General features: G+C 63.0%; 19 protein-coding genes. 12 read left to right on the forward strand and 7 right to left on the reverse strand.

The window, feature by feature from the left end:
- The first annotated feature begins 43 nt into the window (after positions 1 to 43).
- Both ON753_RS20510 and ON753_RS20515 read left to right on the forward strand, forming a co-directional pair.
- Positions 44 to 1,129, forward strand: a complete 1,086-nt coding sequence (locus ON753_RS20510) for a class I SAM-dependent methyltransferase (RefSeq protein WP_265964952.1) — start codon at positions 44 to 46, stop codon at positions 1,127 to 1,129.
- A gap of 117 nt (positions 1,130 to 1,246) precedes the next feature.
- Complete coding sequence (locus tag ON753_RS20515; RefSeq protein WP_265964954.1) at positions 1,247 to 2,722, forward strand: MATE family efflux transporter; 1,476 nt, start codon at positions 1,247 to 1,249, stop codon at positions 2,720 to 2,722.
- A gap of 34 nt (positions 2,723 to 2,756) precedes the next feature.
- On the opposite strand, the gene ON753_RS20520 is transcribed toward ON753_RS20515, so the two are convergent.
- Positions 2,757 to 3,227: an Lrp/AsnC family transcriptional regulator gene (locus ON753_RS20520; RefSeq protein WP_265964956.1), complete on the reverse strand. Its 471-nt coding sequence runs from the start codon at positions 3,225 to 3,227 to the stop codon at positions 2,757 to 2,759.
- 127 nt (positions 3,228 to 3,354) lie between these two features.
- Here ON753_RS20520 and hppD point away from each other — a divergent pair, with 127 nt between their 5' ends.
- Positions 3,355 to 4,467, forward strand: coding sequence for a 4-hydroxyphenylpyruvate dioxygenase (gene hppD, locus ON753_RS20525; RefSeq protein ID WP_265964958.1), 1,113 nt, complete (start codon positions 3,355 to 3,357; stop codon positions 4,465 to 4,467).
- 144 nt (positions 4,468 to 4,611) lie between these two features.
- On the opposite strand, the gene ON753_RS20530 is transcribed toward hppD, so the two are convergent.
- From ON753_RS20530 to rsmI, 4 genes are all read right to left on the reverse strand, one after another.
- Complete coding sequence (locus tag ON753_RS20530) at positions 4,612 to 4,941, reverse strand: antibiotic biosynthesis monooxygenase family protein (RefSeq protein ID WP_265964961.1); 330 nt, start codon at positions 4,939 to 4,941, stop codon at positions 4,612 to 4,614.
- Between the two features lie 89 nt (positions 4,942 to 5,030).
- The gene (gshB, locus tag ON753_RS20535; RefSeq protein WP_265964963.1) at positions 5,031 to 5,975 is read right to left on the reverse strand and encodes a glutathione synthase; all 945 of its coding nucleotides are present in this window, start codon (positions 5,973 to 5,975) and stop codon (positions 5,031 to 5,033) included.
- A gap of 199 nt (positions 5,976 to 6,174) precedes the next feature.
- Positions 6,175 to 6,561 carry a YraN family protein gene (locus ON753_RS20540; protein ID WP_265964965.1) on the reverse strand — a complete coding sequence of 129 codons (387 nt, stop codon included), beginning with the start codon at positions 6,559 to 6,561 and terminating at the stop codon, positions 6,175 to 6,177.
- 3 nt (positions 6,562 to 6,564) lie between these two features.
- Positions 6,565 to 7,479, reverse strand: coding sequence for a 16S rRNA (cytidine(1402)-2'-O)-methyltransferase (rsmI, locus tag ON753_RS20545; protein ID WP_265964967.1), 915 nt, complete (start codon positions 7,477 to 7,479; stop codon positions 6,565 to 6,567).
- 208 nt (positions 7,480 to 7,687) lie between these two features.
- Between rsmI and ON753_RS20550 the strand changes: the two genes are divergently transcribed.
- Both ON753_RS20550 and coaBC read left to right on the forward strand, forming a co-directional pair.
- Positions 7,688 to 8,899, forward strand: coding sequence for a penicillin-binding protein activator (locus ON753_RS20550; RefSeq protein WP_265964968.1), 1,212 nt, complete (start codon positions 7,688 to 7,690; stop codon positions 8,897 to 8,899).
- Between the two features lie 41 nt (positions 8,900 to 8,940).
- The gene (coaBC, locus tag ON753_RS20555; protein ID WP_265964970.1) at positions 8,941 to 10,164 is read left to right on the forward strand and encodes a bifunctional phosphopantothenoylcysteine decarboxylase/phosphopantothenate--cysteine ligase CoaBC; all 1,224 of its coding nucleotides are present in this window, start codon (positions 8,941 to 8,943) and stop codon (positions 10,162 to 10,164) included.
- 1 nt (position 10,165) lies between these two features.
- Here the strand turns inward: coaBC and ON753_RS20560 are convergent, their stop codons facing one another.
- Complete coding sequence (locus ON753_RS20560) at positions 10,166 to 10,951, reverse strand: DODA-type extradiol aromatic ring-opening family dioxygenase (RefSeq protein ID WP_265964971.1); 786 nt, start codon at positions 10,949 to 10,951, stop codon at positions 10,166 to 10,168.
- Positions 10,952 to 11,226: 275 nt separating this feature from the next.
- Between ON753_RS20560 and dut the strand changes: the two genes are divergently transcribed.
- The 4 genes from dut to ON753_RS20580 all read left to right on the forward strand — a co-directional run bounded on the left by dut (position 11,227) and on the right by ON753_RS20580 (position 13,989).
- The gene (gene dut / locus ON753_RS20565) at positions 11,227 to 11,676 is read left to right on the forward strand and encodes a dUTP diphosphatase (RefSeq protein ID WP_265964972.1); all 450 of its coding nucleotides are present in this window, start codon (positions 11,227 to 11,229) and stop codon (positions 11,674 to 11,676) included.
- Positions 11,677 to 11,698: 22 nt separating this feature from the next.
- On the forward strand, positions 11,699 to 12,358 hold the full coding sequence (locus ON753_RS20570) for an HAD family hydrolase (RefSeq protein WP_265964974.1): 660 nt from the start codon (positions 11,699 to 11,701) through the stop codon (positions 12,356 to 12,358).
- A gap of 138 nt (positions 12,359 to 12,496) precedes the next feature.
- A complete protein-coding gene (gene cysK, locus ON753_RS20575; RefSeq protein WP_265964975.1) occupies positions 12,497 to 13,456 on the forward strand; it encodes a cysteine synthase A in 960 nt (319 codons plus the stop codon).
- 5 nt (positions 13,457 to 13,461) lie between these two features.
- Entirely contained in the window at positions 13,462 to 13,989 is a 528-nt protein-coding gene (locus tag ON753_RS20580) for a DUF2199 domain-containing protein (RefSeq protein ID WP_265964977.1), read from the forward strand.
- A 146-nt stretch (positions 13,990 to 14,135) separates the two neighbouring features.
- Here the strand turns inward: ON753_RS20580 and ON753_RS20585 are convergent, their stop codons facing one another.
- Positions 14,136 to 14,453 carry a heavy metal-binding domain-containing protein gene (locus ON753_RS20585; protein WP_265964979.1) on the reverse strand — a complete coding sequence of 106 codons (318 nt, stop codon included), beginning with the start codon at positions 14,451 to 14,453 and terminating at the stop codon, positions 14,136 to 14,138.
- A 343-nt stretch (positions 14,454 to 14,796) separates the two neighbouring features.
- On the opposite strand from ON753_RS20585, the gene ON753_RS20590 reads away from it, so the two are divergent.
- The 3 genes from ON753_RS20590 (at position 14,797) to ON753_RS20600 (ending at position 18,830) form a co-directional block, all read left to right on the forward strand.
- A complete protein-coding gene (locus ON753_RS20590; RefSeq protein WP_265964981.1) occupies positions 14,797 to 15,219 on the forward strand; it encodes a VOC family protein in 423 nt (140 codons plus the stop codon).
- 435 nt (positions 15,220 to 15,654) lie between these two features.
- Complete coding sequence (locus ON753_RS20595; protein ID WP_265964983.1) at positions 15,655 to 16,419, forward strand: DUF1326 domain-containing protein; 765 nt, start codon at positions 15,655 to 15,657, stop codon at positions 16,417 to 16,419.
- 284 nt (positions 16,420 to 16,703) lie between these two features.
- Positions 16,704 to 18,830: a methyl-accepting chemotaxis protein gene (locus ON753_RS20600; RefSeq protein ID WP_265964984.1), complete on the forward strand. Its 2,127-nt coding sequence runs from the start codon at positions 16,704 to 16,706 to the stop codon at positions 18,828 to 18,830.
- Positions 18,831 to 18,896: the final 66 nt, after the last annotated feature.

Here is an 18,896-nt window from a genome sequence, read left to right on the forward strand (position 1 = left end):
ACGGAAGCCGGCCTCAGATCCCCTGAGCGTCCGGACAGCAGACATGGACAAGAACATGCATACCCACCACGATCCAATCGATACCGCGAAGCTCGAAGCGCTGGTCGCACGCGCGGTCGGCGACCTTTCCGCCGGCTATGGCGGCGTCATGGTCAGCCTTGGCAACCGGCTCGGCCTCTACAAGGCGATGGCCGGCGCCGGGCCGCTCAGCGCAGGCGAACTCGCCGCCCGCGCCGACTGTGCCGAACGTTATGTGCGCGAATGGCTCAACTCGCAGGTGGCGGGCGATTACATCGCCTACCACGCGAACAGCGATACCTACGAGATGACGCCCGAACAGGCGATGGTCCTCGCCAATGAGGACAGCCCCGTTTTCCTTCCAACCGCCTGGGCCGTTCCCGCATCCATGTGGGCCGACGAGGAAAAGGCGCTGGAGGCCTTCCGGACCGGAAACGGCATTCCCTGGGGCGACCATGACGGACGGCTCGCCTGCGGCGTCGCCGCCTTCTACCGCAATGGCTACAAGGCCAGTCTCGTCTCCGAATGGCTGCCGGCAGTCGAGGGCGTGGCGGAAAAGCTCACGGCGGGCGGCCTTGTGGCCGATATCGGCTGCGGGCACGGCCATTCAACCATGCTGATGGCGCAGGCCTTCCCGGCCTCACGTTTCCACGGTTTCGACAGCCACCAGGAATCGCTGGCGGAAGCCCGGAAGATCTCCGCCGATGCCGGGCTTTCCGAGCGCGCGACATTTGCGGCGGCGCGGGCCGACGACTATCCCGGCACCGGCTACGACCTGATCTGCTTCTTCGATGCGCTGCATGACATGGGCGATCCGGTCGCGGTGGCAAGGCATGCGGCCAAGGCGTTGGCACCCGACGGCACGGTGATGCTGGTCGAGCCTTTCGCCAACGACCGGGTCGAGGACAATATTTCGCCCGTGGCCAGGATGTACTACGCGGCCTCAACGACCATCTGCTGCGCCCACGCGATCTCCGATGGCGGCCACCTTGTGCTCGGCGCACAGGCCGGTGAGGCACGACTGGCGGACGTGTTCCGCAAGGCCGGGTTCACCCGGTTCCGCCGTGCATTCGAAACGCCGTTCAACCTGGTTCTGGAAGCGCGGCTGTAACAGCGAAAAACGGGTTGGCCCGACCGGGCTGACGGTCAGGGGGCGGTGCGGGTTCTGCGCCGCCCTCACGGCTTCCGGCCCATCTGACCCGGCTTATTCAAGGATACGAGTTTCAAGATGTCTCTGACACTTCAAGAATTTTCATCCGGCTCCGGCGCCCCTTGGCGCCTCCGCCTGGAGGAAGGGCGCGCGCTCATCAGGCTGGCAGTGCCGATCATGCTGATCGCACTCGTCAACATGGGCATGAGCATAACCGACACGGTCATGGTTTCCGCGCAGTTCGGCACGCGGGCGCTGGCGGCGGTTGCCGTCGGCAGCGACCTCTACTCCATATTCTTCTACCTGAGCGCCGGCGTCCTGGCGGGCATCGCGCCGTTCTACACGGCAGCAGTGACACGCACCGACGCGCACGAGCGTGCGCGGCTCGAGCGGATCGGATGGGCGATCGTGGCCCTGCTGGCGGCGTTCACGGTTCCGCTGGTCTGGTTCGCGCCCTCGTGGCTCAACGTCTTCGGCATCGATCCATCCCTGCTCGATCAGAGCCAGGGCTACACGCGCGCCATGGCCCTGACGCTCGTCCCGATGCTCGGCGTGATGCTCTACCGCACGGTCCTGACGGCCGCCGAGAAGCCGAAAGTCTTTTTGAAAGTCACGCTTGCCATGCTGCCGCTGAACGGGCTGGCAAATCATGTCTTCATGACCGGTGCCGGCCCTATCCCCGCCATGGGGCCAGCCGGAGCCGGCGTCTCTTCGCTGCTCGTTTCCGCCGTGAGCCTCGCCGTCCTCGTCACCGTCGCCCGCCGCGTCTCGCCCCCCGCGCCCGCGTTGATCGACGCGCGGCCCGATTGGCGCAGGATCGGTGCGATTCTGCGGGTCGGCGTGCCGATCGGGCTTACCACCGTCACCGAGATAGGCATCTTCCTCGCCGCGACCGTCTACGCGGCGCGCCTTGGCGCCGCGGACGTTGCCGCGCACACGCTGACACTGCGGACCGCAGGCGTGGTCTACGCGCTGCCCGCAGCGCTTCTGCAGGCGTCCATGGTGCGCATGGCGCGCGCCGACAGCCTTGGCGACCGGAATACCGGCCAGGCGGTGGTCGCGGCCAGCCTCGGACTGTCGCTTGTCTCCGGCACCATGATCCTGCTGCTGGTTGTCGCCGGGGCGGGGCCGCTCGCTGACGCCCTCCTCGACGACAGCGCGGCAGGCCGCGCGGCTGCCGGCATCCTGCTCAATCTGCTGATCATGCTCGGGGTGATGGAGTTCATCATCAATCCCGGCATGGCCGCCGCCGGCATTCTGCGAGGGCGCAAGGATACCCGCGCGCCCATGGTCTATGCGCTCTTCGGATACTGGGCGGTCAGTGCCCCGCTTGGCATCTACCTTTGCGAGGTGCAGCAAGCCGGCGTCACCGGCATCTGGATCGGCCTTGCCGCGGGCACGCTCGTGACAACGGTCCTGACGCTCTCCCGGCTTGCCGGGATACGTCTGCCAGGCATCGCACCGGCATTGCCCCGCCCCTCGCCTCAAAACACGGCCCAACCGCCGCGTCGTGGAGACATTCCCGCCGGTCGGCCAGAAGCAGGAAGGGCCTGAAACGCAACCTCGCGACGACTGCCGCTCGGAACTCCTAGCCTCCGAGCGGCAGCAGGTTGTCATCCTTCAGGGTTTCCATGGCAATGGACGATCTGACGTGGTGCACCGCTTCCTGGGGCAGGAGCTCGTCATTGATGATGCGGCTGAGGGCCTTCAAGTCGGGAACGACGATCTTCAGCATGTAGTCCAGATCGCCGGTCAGCGTATGAGCTTCCTGGACTTCCGGCATGGCGGTGACCATGTTGCGGAATTTTCTGGCGTTTTCCTTGCTGTGTGCCCCGAGTGTGACGCCGACGAAGGCGGTGACGGTGAGGCCCAGCGCTTCCGGGTCGAGCGCGGCGCGGTAGCAGCGGATGACGCCGGTCTCCTCCAGTTTCTGGCGGCGGCGGGAGACCTGGCTGGCGGAAAGGCCGATCACCTGGCCGAGCTCGGCATTGGTGAGCGCCGCATTGCCCTGCAAGCTGGTCAGCAACTTCAAATCAAAACCATCCAGCGCAATCGCCACGCAACTCTCCTCTGAATCATGCACATCCTGTGCATGAACTTACGCGATTTTACGTGCTTTGCACACACACTGCGCCCCATCGCCTGCATTCTGGGGCAACCAGACAGATCACAGAGGAGGACCCGCCATGGGACCGTTTCCGCATGACGCCCCGCCGGCCAAAATCACCAAAGACAATCCGGCCGGCACCGATGGCTTCGAATTCGTCGAATTCGCCCATCCGGAACCGGAAAAGCTGGACGCGCTGTTCCGCAGGATGGGCTATGAGCCGGTAGCCAGGCACAAGACGAAGGACATCACGCTCTACCGCCAGGGCGACATTACCTACGTGCTGAACGCCGAGCCGGGCAGCCACGGCATGAAATTCGTCGACGTGCACGGTCCGTGCGCCCCGGCCATGGCCTGGCGCGTGGTCGACGCCAAAAAGGCTTTCGAGCACGCGGTCGCCAAGGGCGCGACACCCTATGAGGGCGACGACAAGACGCTGGACGTTCCGGCGATCGTCGGCATCGGCGGGTCGCTGCTTTATTTCGTCGACACCTACGGCGACAAGGGCTCGGCCTATTCGACGGATTTCGACTGGCTCGGCGAGGCCGATCCGAAACCGCAGGGCGTCGGCTTCTATTATCTCGACCACCTGACCCATAACGTCTATCGCGGCAATATGGACAAGTGGTGGGATTTCTACCGCGATCTGTTCAACTTCAAGCAGATCCATTTCTTCGACATCGACGGACGCATCACCGGCCTCGTCAGCCGCGCGATCACCAGCCCCTGCGGCAAGATCCGCATTCCGCTGAACGAGTCCAAGGATGACACCAGCCAGATCGAGGAATATCTGAAGAAGTACAACGGCGAAGGCATCCAGCATATCGCCGTGGGCACGGACGACATCTACGAGAGCACCGACAAGCTGGCCAGAAACGACCTGAAATTCATGCCGGGCCCGCCCGACACCTACTACGAAATGTCCCGCGAGCGGGTGCAGGGGCATGACGAACCGATCGAGCGCATGAAGCGTCATGGCATCCTGATCGACGGCGAAGGCGTGGTCGACGGGGGCACGACGAAGATCCTTCTGCAAATTTTTTCGAAGACCGTCATCGGGCCTATCTTCTTTGAATTCATTCAAAGAAAAGGCGATGAGGGCTTCGGCGAAGGAAATTTTCGCGCACTTTTTGAATCAATCGAGGAAGATCAGATGCGCCGAGGTGTTTTAAAAGCAGAGGTTGCCGAGTAGGCCCTCTGTTGCATTGTCTAAGCACACAACTTTTTGCCTCCGCAGCCCACGCGGAGGTTTTTTTTGGAAATCCGGTTTCCGGGCCGCCGTCCGGTGCGGCTGGAGGCCCGGGATTCGGGGCATCCGGCCCGGATGCCGGGTGGGCTAAACGACCGAATAATTTCCCATGTCGGCCGTCACGCCAAGCTGGCGCATGAAGTCCTGCGGATTGAAATCCGCCTTCCGGTATTCGGCGGCAACCTTTTCCCTGGCCGTTTCGAGAGCGCGCTGGTCCCGCCACTCGACGATGGTGGCGAATTTCGCCGCTCCCGAATCGGATCCCTGTTCCAGCACCAGATTCTGGCGACAGCCGTCGATCCCTTCCAGCAGCGCGCGGATCGTTTTGAGACGCTCGAGAAAGGCCTCGCGCGCTTCGAGCGGCACGGTAAACTTGTCGACGCGAAAGACGGACTGCGAATGCACGACTGAAGACATGTTGTTTCTCCTTGTCAATCAACATGGAGACAACTCATAGGAGCTCAACTTAAGCTGAGGTCAAGAGCCGATTTTACGCATCCTCAGTTCTAGGCGGCGACCTTCGCTTCCAAGACATCCCACACCTTCGCCGCCACGTCCGGGCCGCCGAGATTGCGGATGGCGCGAATGCCGGTCGGGGCGGTGACGTTGATTTCGGTCAGCCAGCCGTCGATCACGTCGATGCCGACCAGAATGAGGCCCTTTTCCCTCAGCGCCGGGCCGAGACGGGCGCAGATTTCGCGCTCGCGGTCGGTCAGATCGCTGTCCGTCGGGGCGCCGCCGCGCACCATGTTGGAGCGCAGGTCGCCCTTTGCCGGCACGCGGTTCACGGCGCCGGCAAACTCGCCGTCCACCAGCAGAATGCGCTTGTCGCCGTGTTTTACATTCGGCAGGAACTGCTGGATGACCCAGGGCTCGCGGAAGGTTGCGGCGAAGAAATCGTAAAGAGAGCCGTAGTTGAGATCGTCGCCGGTGATGCGGAAGACGGCCGCGCCGCCATGGCCGAAGAGCGGCTTGATGACGATATCGCCGAACTCCTCGCGGAAAAGGTCGATTTCCACCCTGTCCCGGGTGATCAGGGTTGGCGGCATCAGATCGGCGAATTCCGTGACGAAGAGTTTTTCCGGCGCGTTTCTGACTTCGACCGGATCATTCACCACCAGGGTCTGCGGGTGAATTTTCTGCAGGATGTGCGTAGCCGCGATATAGGCCAGATCGAAGGGCGGGTCCTGACGCATCAGCACCACGTCGATATCGCGCATGTTGAAGCGCTTTCTTTCGCCGAGCGTGAAATGGTTGCCCTTTTCGTCCCTGACCTCGACCGGTTCAAGCGTGCAGAAGACTTCGTCGCCCCGCATGGCCAGGCGGTCCGGCGTATAGTGATAAAGCTCGTGGCCCCTGGCCTGCGCTTCCAGCATCAGCGCGAATGCGCTGTCGCCGGCAATATTGATGGTGGAGATATGGTCCATCTGGACCGCAACTTTCAAAGCCATGAGGCAACTCCCGGCGGGGCGCACATTGCGCGGGGGATCTTTTCAGAACGGTTGGTCCAGATATGCGATCCGGTACCGGGTTTGTCCAGAGGGGGCGGAACGCGCTCTGTCCTTGCTCCATGTTTCGGTGTTCCGGGTTCGTGGCGTTTCGCCTGTCGTTCCGTTTTCCGAAAATTCGGCGCTCGCCCTCGTCGCCCGGTTACTCCCACGCCTCGAACGCGTTCTCGATATGCTCCGGCAGGGACCAGGGGCGGATGACGAGGATGTCGAAACGCAGCGTGTAGAAGCCGGCTTTCGGATGCTGCGAGACGAAGATCCTGGCCGCCCGGGAGATCCGCTTCTGGCTGGCCGGGGTCACCGCTTCCACGGCGGCGTCGCGCGTTTTCCTTGCCTTGACTTCCACGAAGGCGACCGTCTTGCGTTTCTTTGCGATCAGGTCGATCTCGCCCTGCCCGGTCTTGTAGCGGCGCTTAAGGATGCGCCAGCCGGTCAGCCGCAGGTACCAGGCGGCCCAGGTCTCGGCGGACAGGCCGCGGGCGTGGGCGCGGCGGCGTTTTTCTGTGGCGGTGCCGTCCTCGCGTTTCACGGGTCAGTCGTCTCCGGCCTTCAGGTCAAGCGCCCGTTTATAGACCTCGTTGCGGTCGAGGCCCGTTGCCTTGGCGACCTTCTTGGCGGCCGTGCTCACCGGCAGGTCTTGAAGGGCCTCGCGCAGCAGGGCGTCGAGATCGGCGGCTTCGGCTTCCGGACTTTCCTCAGGCGGACCGACCAGGATGACGATTTCCCCCTTGATGGGCTGATCGGCGAGCCGCTCCGCCAGCTCGCCGAGCGTGCCGCGCTCGAAAGTCTCGAAGCGCTTGGTCAGTTCGCGCGCCACGACGGCTTCCCGCCCGCTGCCCAGAACCCCGGCCAGCAGCTGAAGGGTGGCGCCGGTGCGGTGCGGGGATTCGAAGAAGATCAGCGTAGCCCGGATCCGGGAGATCTCTTCCAGCCGCCTGGTTTTCGGTCCGCCCTTTTGCGGCAGGAAGCCGGCGAAAAGCACCGTGTCGCTCGGCAGGCCGGAGGCAACCAGACCGGCGAAGGGCGCGGAGGCGCCGGGGATCGGGATGGCCTTGAAGCCACTGGCGACGACGTCGCGAACAAGCCGGTAGCCCGGGTCGGACACCAGCGGCGTCCCTGCATCGGAAACCAGCGCAACGGCCCTGCCGGCCTCGAGCTCGGCAAGGATTTTCGGCCGCTGCTTTTCGGCATTGTGCTCGTGATAGGGCATCAGCGCCGTCTTGAGGCCGAATTTCTGGGTCAGGGTGGAGGTGACCCGGGTGTCCTCGCAGGCGATGACGCTGGCGGCCGCAAGGGTTTCGAGCGCACGTACCGTTATGTCGCCGAGATTGCCGATTGGAGTTGACACGATGTAGAGCGCAGGCTCCAGGTTGGGCGCGGTGAAGGCATGTTCGGAGAGGCTGTAACGGTTCTTGTCCGCCGGCGCCGAGAGTGAACCGGTCCCCATGGAGCCTCCTTTTCGCTGGCCTGCCGACCGGAAAACCCGGTCCAAAGTCCTGTCCCAGTCCTTGCGCTACCTGCTGGACGCAACCGATGCAAGGCAAATCCACCGATGATCCGGCCGATATGCCATTGAAAGACCACAAAATCTTTACAGGCGCGCACCGAATACGTAAGTCTTCTGCGAGGGTGGATTAATAAATATGGCGAGAGGCATGCGGGGCAAAATCTTGCAACAGCGCAGACGGGTTTTCTTGAAGACGGCGCTGGCGGGCGCCAGCACGATGCTGCTTGGCGGGTGCATGGGCTCCACGCTCGGCTCCCTGCCGGGCGAGCAGATCCAGCCGGGCGCACAACCGCAGCCCACAGGCGAGATCCTGGGCACGGGCAGCGTGCGCGTCGGCCTGCTGCTGCCGCTCTCCAGCAGCGGCGGCAACGCTTCGATCGGGACCGTCTTCAAGAATTCCGCGGCCCTTGCTCTCCAGAATTTCCCCAACGCGGATGTTCAGCTGCTTGTGAAGGATACGGGCGGAACGGCCGAGGGCGGACGGGCAGCCGCGCAAGCGGCGATTTCCGAAGGGGCCGAACTGATCCTCGGCCCGGTGTTTTCGGCCGCCGTTTCGGGCGCGGCCCAGGCCGCCCGGGCAACGGGCGTGCCGGTGGTCGCCTTTTCAACGGACACGTCGGTGGCATCCCGGGGCGTCTACCTCCTGAGCTTCCTGCCGGAGGGCGACGTCAAACGCATCATCGGCTATGCCACCAGCCAGCAGAAAAGCTCCTATGCCGCCCTCGTCCCCGAGAACTCCTACGGCGCGGTCGTCGAAGCCGCCTTCCGGCAGGAGGTCGGCCGCGGCGGCGGACGGATCGCAACGATTCAGCGCTACAAACTCAGCGGTTCGGATACCAGCGACCTGGTGGCCAAGGCCGGTGCGCTGAATTCCGTCCTGAACAGTGTCGATGCGCTGTTCGTACCGGAGGGCGGCGGCGTGCCGCCGCTGGTCGTGCAGACCCTCGTCAGCCAGGGTGCTGCACTCGGCAACGTCAAGCTGCTGGGCTCCGGCCAGTGGGACACGCCGCAGGTGAAGAACAATCCGGTTCTGGCCGGGGCCTGGTTCGCAGGGCCCGACGACAAGGGCTTCCAGGCCTTTGCGCAGCGCTACCAGAGCACCTACGGATCGGCCCCGCCCCGCAATGCCAGCCTGGTTTACGACGGCGTCACGCTGGCCGCCGGCCTGATCCGCTCGGCAGGTCCGCAGCGCTTCAACCAGAGCATTCTCACCAACCGCGACGGCTTCATCGGCATTGACGGACTGTTCCGCTTCCAATCCAATGGCCTCAATCAGCGGGGCCTGGCGGTCTATCAGGTCACCGGCAGCGGCGCGCAGGTGATCTCGCCGGCGCCGAGGGATTTCCAGGCCGGGTTCTGAAACCCGGCGCCATAACAGGCCAGCAGGAGTGTTGCGTCAACATGCTGAGCGGCAAACAGATCGTGCTGATCATCAGCGGCGGCATTGCGGCCTACAAGTCCCTCGACCTGATCCGGCGGCTGAAGGAACGCGGCGCCCGGGTGATCCCGGTGATGACCCGGGGCGCGCAGGAAATTATCACGCCTCTGGCGGTCGGCGCCCTGGCCGCGGAAAAGGTCTTCACCAACCTCTTCGACCGCGAGGCCGAGCATGATGTGGGCCATATCCGCCTTGCCCGCGATCACGACCTGATCCTGATCGCCCCGGCAACGGCGAACCTGATGGCCAAGATGGCCCATGGCATTGCCGACGACATGGCGACCGCCGTGCTACTGGCGACGGACACGCCGGTGCTGGCGGCCCCCGCCATGAATCCCAAGATGTGGCAGAGCCCGGCAACGCAGAACAACCTTGCCCTGCTGAAGGACCGCGGCATCCGGTTCTGCGGACCGGCCTCCGGCGAAATGGCGGAAAAGGGAGAGGCCGGCCTCGGCCGGATGAGTGAGCCGCTGGACATCGTCGCGGCCGCAGAAGCGGTCCTGCGGGACGAGGCACTCGAGGCGGGGCGCCTGCCGCTCGCCGGCCGGCATGTGCTGATCACCTCAGGCCCGACCCATGAGCCGATCGACCCGGTCCGCTATATCGCCAACCGCTCGTCCGGCAAGCAGGGCCACGCCCTGGCCGCAGCCGCCTATGCGGCCGGCGCGCGCGTCACGCTGGTTTCGGGCCCGGTCGATCTGCCGGACCCGGCCAATGTCGAGGTGATCAGGGTTCAATCCGCTGCCGAGATGCTGACGGCCGTGGAGACGCACCTGCCCGCCGACATTGCCATCATGGCCGCCGCGGTCGCCGACTGGCGCGTTGCCAGCGAAGGCGCCCAGAAGATCAAGAAGGACGGCAGCGGCAAGCCGCCGGCCCTTCAGCTGACCGAGAACCCGGATATCCTGGCGACCGTCGGCCATCACGACAGCCTCAGGCCGGAACTGCTGATCGGCTTTGCCGCGGAAACGCAGAACCTCATCGACAATGCCCGCTCCAAGCTGGAGCGGAAGAACGCCGACTGGATCATCGCCAACGACGTCAGCCCGCAAACCGGCATCATGGGGGGCGATGCCAACACCGTGCGGCTGGTTTCGAGAAGCGGCGTCGAAGACTGGCCGGAAATGAGCAAGGCCGATGTCGCCCGGCGGATCATCGCCCGGGCCGCCGAAGCGCTGAAAGGCTGACCTATTCCGCGAAACGGAAATAGCTCATGCTGATCGTGCCGTATTCATAGCTGCGGTGCAGGAGTTCCGGCTTTGCCTGCGGGCCGCCGGCGCCGAAGGGGAAGAACAACGGCAGGAGATGCTCCTCGGTCGGATGGTTCGTGCGGAAATCCGGGGCATTCTCCAGATCCCTGAAATAGTCGATTGACCCAGACCGCAGTCCCGCGTCCAGCCACTGGTCGAAACCGGTCGCCCATTGCGGCGGCTGTGAGCCTTGCGGATGGATTTCGCGCAGATTGTGCGTGGTGCTGCCGCTGCCGATGATCAGGTAGCCCTTTTCCTTCAAGGGCGCCAGGGTCCGTCCCAGGGCGAAAACCGATTCGGCTGTGCTGCCGCGCGGCAGCGACAGCGCCGTGACGGGAATGTCGGCCTCCGGAAAGGCGAGGGAGAGCGGCACCCAGGCGCCATGATCCAGGCCCCAGTCGCTGTCCAGTTCCACATCTTGGCCAGCTGCTTCCAGGAGGCACGCCACTTCGTCGACATGGTCCTCGGCGGCAAAGGCCGGATACTCGATCTCGTAGAGCGGCGCCGGAAACCCGCGGAAATCATGATAGGTGCGAAGCGGCCCCGGTGCGGACAGCTTCAGGCCGTCCGTCTCCCAGTGGGCGGACAGGATCACGATCCCCTCGGGCCTGGGCTCGCCGGCCGCAAAGGATTTCAGGAACCGGCTTGCCGCGGTGTCTTCAAGCGCGAGGGTCGGTGCGCCATGCGCGAAAAATACCGGGGCGACGGATTGAACCTCTGTCACTTCAGCCTCTCTGCCAATCGTTTCCCCCCGAAGATAGAGTGCCCACACGGCATCAGAAGACCGGTTTCAAGAGAAGGCTCGTTCCGGATTCTTGAACAATAGGCTGATCTTCCCGGTGTCCGGCCGTCCTTCCGCTCCATTCTTGACATCCCCGGCCGGATGTCGTCACTACAGCCGAGCATTTTGAAAGCGATCGGCTTTTCTGCATTCCGATCCCTCAGGCCGGACGCAGCAGGCCGATCCGGCACCCGTCACCTCACAGCCGGACTCCGACAATGACCATATCCGTGGACCTGAAACGCCTCGATCATGGCAGGGACCTGCCGCTGCCGGCCTACCAGTCGGAGCTGGCGGCCGGTCTCGACCTGCTCGCCGCCGTCGATGGCCCGCTTTTCCTGGCGCCGGGCGAGCGCGCGCTGGTTCCCACGGGGCTCGCCATGGCGCTTCCGGCAGGCTATGAGGCACAGGTCCGGCCGCGGTCGGGCCTTGCCGCCAAACACGGTGTCACGGTGCTGAACACGCCGGGGACGATCGATGCGGATTACCGCGGCGAAGTGAAGGTCATCCTGATCAATCTCGGCCAGGCACCATTCGAGATCAATCGGGGCGACCGGATTGCGCAGATGGTGATCGCACCGGTTCTCCAGGCCGAGATTCGCGAAGTCGACGCCCTGCCCGACACCCGGCGCGGCGCAGGCGGCTTCGGCTCCACGGGGCACAAGTGACATTCAACCAACCCGGACAATCATGACCCCCAGTCTCGTTATCTTCGACTGTGACGGCGTTCTCGTCGACACGGAACGCCTGGCCAACCGCAGCATGGCCGAGCTCGTCACCGAACTGGGCCATCCGATGAGCGGGCAGGAATGCCAGCAGCGCTTCATGGGCCGGACGCTGGAAAACGTGCAGGAAATGATCGAGGAGCTGATCGGCCGCAAGCTGCCGGCGGACTGGCCGGATGAGGTCCGCAGGCGCGACCTGAAAGCATTCGAGGCCGGTGTCGATGCCATCCACGGCGTCGCAGCCGTGCTGGACGATCTGGACCGGCGCGGCGTGCCCTATTGCGTCGGCTCGTCCGGCAAATACCAGAAGATGCGCACGACGCTCGGAAGTTGCGGACTGTTGCCGCGCCTGGAAGGCCGGCTGTTTTCCGCGCAGGATTGCCAGCAAGGCAAACCCGCGCCGGATGTCTTCCTGCTTGCGGCCCGCACGATGGGCCACAGCCCGCAGGACTGCGTGGTCATCGAGGACAGCGTTCCCGGCGTGATGGCCGCGCGGGCTGCCGGCATGCGCGCCTTCGCCTTCGTCGAAGATCCGTCCTGCGACCGGGACGCCATGATCTCGGCAGGAGCGATCCTGTTTGAGTCAATGGCGGAACTGCCGGACTTGCTGTTTTCCAATAGATGAGGTTTTGCGGGAAAACGGTTTTACCGGCAGACGCGCAAAGGCGCTGAAAGCCCCTTAAAACTTGCAGGCAGCCGTACTATCCTACGACACGATTTCAAATGCCGGCGACAAACGATCCGGACAACTCGGGAGACAGTGATGACCATCAAGACCAGCGGCCGCGGGAAGATCTATTCCTCCATCACGCAGACCATCGGCGACACGCCAATCGTCCGGCTGGATCGTCTCGCCGAAGCGCATGGCGTGAAAGGCAACCTGCTCGCCAAGCTCGAGTTCTTCAACCCGATCGCCAGCGTCAAGGACAGGATCGGCGTCGCCATGATCGAGGCGATGGAACAGGACGGCAGGATCGAGGCGGGCAAGACCACGCTTGTCGAGCCGACTTCGGGGAATACCGGCATCGCGCTTGCCTTCGTTGCCGCCGCCAAGGGCTACCGGCTCATTCTGGTGATGCCGGAGACCATGTCGGTCGAGCGGCGCAAGATGTTCAAGATCCTGGGTGCGGAGCTGGAGCTCACCGAAGGCGCGAAAGGCATGAAGGGTGCGATCGCCCGCGCCGAGGAACTGCTGAAGGAAATCGACGGTTCCGTCATGCCGCAACAGTTCGAAAACCCGGCCAACCCGGAAATCCATCGCAACACGACGGCGGAGGAAATCTGGAACGACACGGACGGCAAGGTCGATGTCTTCGTCTCCGGCATTGGCACCGGCGGAACGATTACCGGCGTCTCCCAGGTGCTGAAGCCGCGCAATCCCAATCTGCTCGTCGTGGCCGTGGAGCCAACCGACAGCCCGGTACTTTCCGGCGGTCAGCCCGGCCCGCACAAGATCCAGGGCATCGGCGCGGGATTCGTGCCGGGCATTCTGGATACGTCCTCCTATGACGAAGTGCAGTCGGTCAGCAACGACGATGCCTTTGCCATGGCCCGCGAAGTCGCGCGGACCGAAGGCGTTCCGGTCGGCATATCCTCCGGTGCGGCGCTCACCGCCGCGATCCGTGTCGGCCAGCGCGACGGGATGGAAGGCAAGAATATCGTCGTGATCATCCCGTCCTTCGCGGAACGCTATCTGTCGACCGCGCTCTTCGAGGGCCTGTAATTCCCATGGCCATCGCAATTGACGGCCGCAAGAAAACCTTCGCCTTCAAATGCTCCTGCTGCGGGGAGATTCACGAGGGCGGGCCGTCATTTGCCTATAGCGAGCCGCCGCACACGTTCGGCATCCCGGAAAACGAGCGCGCTCGCCGGGTTTGGCTGGACAGCGACCTTTGCGTTCTCGATGAGGAATTCTTCTTCATCCGGGCGATCCTGGAGGTTCCGATCCGGGAAACGGAAGACAGCTTTCTGTGGGGCGTGTGGGTGTCCCAGAGCAAGGAAAGCTTCGAGCGCTATGTCGACAGCTTTGGCGGCGACCAGACGGGACACCAGTCCTTCGGCTGGCTGGCCGTAAGCCTGCCCGGCTATGTCAAGCCGGGCGAGCCGCTCGTCAGCCTCCCCACGGCTGTGATCTGGGGCGAGGAGCGGCCGCATATCCGCATTCACGACGAACAGGACCACCCTCTCGCCGTGGACCAGCGAGAGGGAATTTCCTGGGACCGGGCGGTTGAACTGGCATTGCTGCTGACCCATTGAGGCGCAGCGGGACCTGAGCGCGAGGCGACGGGATCGTGGCCCCTACGGCCGCGCGTTCACCGCATCCCGTCAGAACCGCCGCGCAGCGAAAGGTCTCTGGTCCTCGGGGAACCCGGCGCTGATGCGGACATCTGCCGTCATGGAGGTCAGCGGATCTTGACCGCCGTTCCCGTGGCACTGACCATCAGCATGGAGCCGTTCTGGCCGACGGTTTCGTAATCGAGATCGACCCCGATCACCGCATTGCCGCCAAGCGCCTCGGCGCGGGCGCACATTTCGTCGAGTGCGATCTGGCGGGCCCTGGCAAGTTCCTCTTCATAGGCGGCCGACCGGCCGCCGACGATGTCCCGGATGCCGGCGAAGATGTCCTTGAACAGGTTGGCGCCGAGGATCGCTTCGCCCGTAACCAGGCCCTTGTAGTCCAGGTCCTTGCCCTGGATTGTATTCGTTGTCGTGATCAGCATGCGGTTCCCCCTCTCAGTTCATGGTGGATCGGTTGATCCAGAAGCACGATCAAGGACATGGAAGCATTCGCGGGGGAATGCAAGGAAGATATCGGCGAACGGGACTGCTTGCCTCGGCGGTCTGTTCACTGTCAGGTTGATCAACTGCCATTCCACAACTAATCTTTCGCCCCTGGGTGCCGACAGTCCCACCGCTGACCCGCAACAGTTTTCGCTTGACCAGGGTACCGACCAGTCGGTATGTTCAGTTCGTGGTGACGCGGGCAGACGCTCCCGGGGACGGCATCACGCGCGGAGCGTCAATCAGGAAGCAGCCGAAATCCAGTTTCGCAGGAGGACTATAATGGAACCGACAATCTATCTTTTCTTCAAGGGCAATTGCCTTGAGGCAATGTCGCATTACGCAGAAGTGCTCGGCGGCGAGGTCGGACCGATCTTTCGCAACAGCGATGCGCCGGATGCCGAAAGCCGCATGCCCGGTGGTGACAACCTTGTCATGAACATGAGCATCACGCTGGGTCGGTCAACCGTCATGGGATCCGACGCCCCGGAGGAGATGTACAGCGTGCCCCAGGGGTTCAGGGTCTCGATCGCGCCTTCTTCGCTCGAAGAGTTTGACCGCGTCCACGCGGCGCTCTCCAGGGATGCGCAATCCATTCAGATGCCGCCCGGCGAAACCTTCTGGGCGGAACGTTTTGCCATGTTCACCGATCGCTACGGTACACCCTGGATGCTCAACTACGACGGCAACAAGAGCGTCGCCTGAGCGGCTATCCCGGTAAGGACTGCTTCGCGGACGGGGTATGGAGACCCTTTCCCGCAGAGAGGACGTATTGTGCGCCCAACGCAGGCAGGCCCGTCCCGGGCCTGCCTGTCCGGCCGGCCGAACCGAAATCGTTCCCCAAGACGCCGCGCAAGCTGTCGTGGCGATAAACGCGGCAGTTCGCGCTTCGGCTCGCCATCTGCTCGAGCTTCGCTAGAGACTCTTCATCTTCAAGTTGAAATTCGCGTTTTTCGCGCTCGATGCCAGATTCTTCTTTCATCTCCCCTACAGTCACTTTTGAAACCATGCTATTATTTCTGATGCCCAAAGCTGGGCAGACCAAAATCTAGCATTCGACATTTTGTTTTATCTTGCGCGCCGGTATCCCGGCGCGTGCATCAACGCTGTAAGCTGCGTTTTACAAGACGGGAGGATGCCATGAAGGACTGGAGCATACAGGCTCGAGAACTCGCGAACTGCAATTGCAATTTCGGCTGTCCGTGCCAATTCGGCGTTCTGCCGACAACCGGCAACTGCGAAGCGGTGGTCGTCTACGATATTGAAAAAGGCCACTATGGCGACACCAGGCTCGACGGACTGAGGGCGGCGGGCATCTACAAATGGCCCGGCGCCATCCATGAAGGCAACGGTGAATGCCAGTTGATCATCGACGAGCGTGCCGATGCCGATCAGAGGGAAGCCCTGGAAGCCATCATGTCCGGAAAGGACACGGAGGAAATGGCCACCATGTGGTTTGTCTACTCCGCCATGGCCCCCAACAAACATCCGACGCTCACCGCTCCGATCGAGCTGGACTGGGACCAGGACGAGCGGTCCGGGCATGCGAAGGTCGGCAACGCTTTCTCCGTCAAGGTTGGCCCGATCCCCAACATCGTCACCGGAGCGCCTCACCGGGTGTCCATACAACTGCCCCACGGCTTCGAGTTCCGCCATGCGGAGATGGCTTCGGGCTCGGCCCGCACCGGGGACAGCGCAATCTCGCTCGAATTCAATTCCAGCCACGCCCATCTGGCCAATCTGCACCTGACCGGCCAGGGGTCGCCGCCGCCTGAGCGCGGCCGCTTGAAGGGACGACGGCGCCGGGCCCGCACTGTAAGGTCCGGCCGTCATCGGAGAGCCTGCAGCCTGATCGGACTTGCAGCGGACTGTGGCGTGCGTCGCCGAACCGCCCCCTCTCCTTGAGGAACCTCCATAAAGCCCTCCGGAACCAATCCTCATTTTCTTGCACTTTTACTGGGTAGAGATTATACACACTACCCGGAAAAAATGTATTTTTTGCACACATCTCAAATAAATACCGAAAATTGAGTTGCCGAATACTCTCAGTGCACGCTGACGTAATCGTCGTTTTATGCGTTGTTTACCAATTTACTTCACGCTTGGTTGCAGACGGTGATTCACGAACCAAGAAAGCCGTACCAAGGAACGATAACATGCAAGAATTACGTAGAGTTCCAGTGCACCGAATGAAACTCCGGATCGCCCACAAGCTCGTGGCGATGCTCCTGGTGTTCAGCTTGGCCCCAGCTGCCACCGTCTTCCTCTTCTACAAACTCGAAGAGGGGGAATTCCGCAGTGCCTTCAGGGATCCGGTTGAACAGCTTGCCGTTTCAATCGGTGACGTGATCGACCGCAACCTGTTCGAGCGCTATGGCGACGTTCAGGCCTTTGCCCTTAATACCTCCGTCAAGGACACGGCAAACTGGGGCAGCAGCGCGGCCGACAATCCGCTGATCCGTTCGATGAACGGTTATACGACCGGCTACGGCATATACCGATTGATGCTTGTGTTCGACCTCGATGGCAACATCGTCGCCGCCAATACCGTCACCGCTGACGGCAAGCCGCTCGACACCGCCTCGCTACTCGGCAGGAATTTCGCTGCGGAAAGCTGGTTCACCAGCGCGCGCGACGGAAAATTCCTCAAGGGCGGCAACGGCCTGACCGGAACAGCCGTCGAGCAGCCATCCCGAATCGACATCGTGGGAGCCCTCTACAAGGACGATGGCTACGTGATCCCGTTTTCTGCGCCGATCTTCGGAGCGGACGGAAATCCCGTTGGCGTCTGGGTGAACTTCGCGGATTTCGGTCTGGTGGAGGAGATCGTGCAAAGCTTCTACACCGGGCTCGCCAACGACGGTAAAGCGGGCACGGAGATCACCGTGCTTGATCCCGACGGCCGGATCATCGTCGATTACGATCCTCTCGGCCAGGGATGGACGGAGTACCACCGCGACCCTGCAGTTATCGGCGAGTTCAACCTGGCCGACAAGGTGGAAGCCGCGCAAATGGCCGTCTCAGGCGAGACGGGCGGCATGGACTCCATTCATGCGCGCAAGCAAATCGAACAGGCGGCGGGCTATGCGCATACGGACGGGGCCTACGGCTATCCCGGGCTCGCCTGGTCCGTCCTGGTGCGCATCCCCACCAGCGAAGCCTATGCAATGGTCGACAAGGTCGGCCGGGTGATGATGATCGTGATCGCCTTTGCCGTGGTAAGCGTTGCCGGTCTCGGCATGCTGGTCGGAAAGATGGCGGCGAAACCCATCCAGAAGATGACGGCGGCAATGACCGAGCTTGCCGAAGGCAACCAAGAGGTCCTGGACGCGATCGAGATCCCCTCGCCTGATCGAAGCGACGAGCTTGGAGAGATGGCCGGCGCGGTGCAGGTGTTCAAGGACAATGCCATCGAGCGCTTCCGCCTGAGAACGGAAAGGGAAGCGGAACTGCAGGCGCAGGTCGTGCGCCAGAAGCGGATCGAGGAGTTGATCACATCCTTCCGCGGTGCCGTCAGGGAGGTGCTGGAAGTGGTCGCGTCGAACACCGGCCAGATGAAGGCGACTGCGGAATCGCTGCTGGATCTTGCAAACGAAACCTCTTCCCAGGCAAACAACGTGTCTGCGGCTTCCGAACAGGCCTCCGCCAATGTCCAATCCGTTGCCAGCGCCTCGGAGGAGATGAATTCCTCGATCAACGAAATCGCCCGGCAGATCAGCCAGACCAAGGAGACCGTGGAAAGGGCGAACAGCGCCACCAGCGAGACCAATGTGAAGATCGGCGGCCTCGCCGAGTCGGCGGTGAAGATCGGCGAAGTGATCTCGCTCATCCAGGATATCGCCGAACAGACCAACCTGCTCGCGCTCAACGCCACCATCGAGGCGGCCCGGGCCGGGGAAGCCGGGAAGGGCTTTGCGGTTGTCGCGGCCGAAGTCAAGGAACTGGCCACGCAGACCTCCAAGGCCACTGACAGCATTTCCGCGCAGATCGCCGGCATACAGGCGGAAACGGAAAGCGCCGTGCAGGCGATCGGCATCATTACCGGGACCATGCAGGAAATCCTGGGCGCCACGGAAGCGATCGCCGCATCCGTCGAAGAACAGAGCGCGGCGACGTCGGAAATTTCGGAAAACGTTCAGCAAGCGGCCACGGGCGCCAGCGAAGTGTCGGCCAACATTACCGGCGTCAGCAGCTCCGCGGTCGAAAGCCAGAACTCCGCAGAGCAGATGCTCGTTGCCACGCGGGATGTTGCGGCGACTGCCGAACGGATGCGCCAGGTTGTCGATGAATTCCTGAACGAAGTCACCGCCGCCTGATCCTGACCAACCGTCGTCCGCCTCGCCCGGCCGACGACGGTTCGTTTCACCCGCACCTTTTCACAC

It is taken from the genome of Roseibium salinum (assembly GCF_026240905.1).
GTDB classification, from domain to species: domain Bacteria; phylum Pseudomonadota; class Alphaproteobacteria; order Rhizobiales; family Stappiaceae; genus Roseibium; species Roseibium salinum.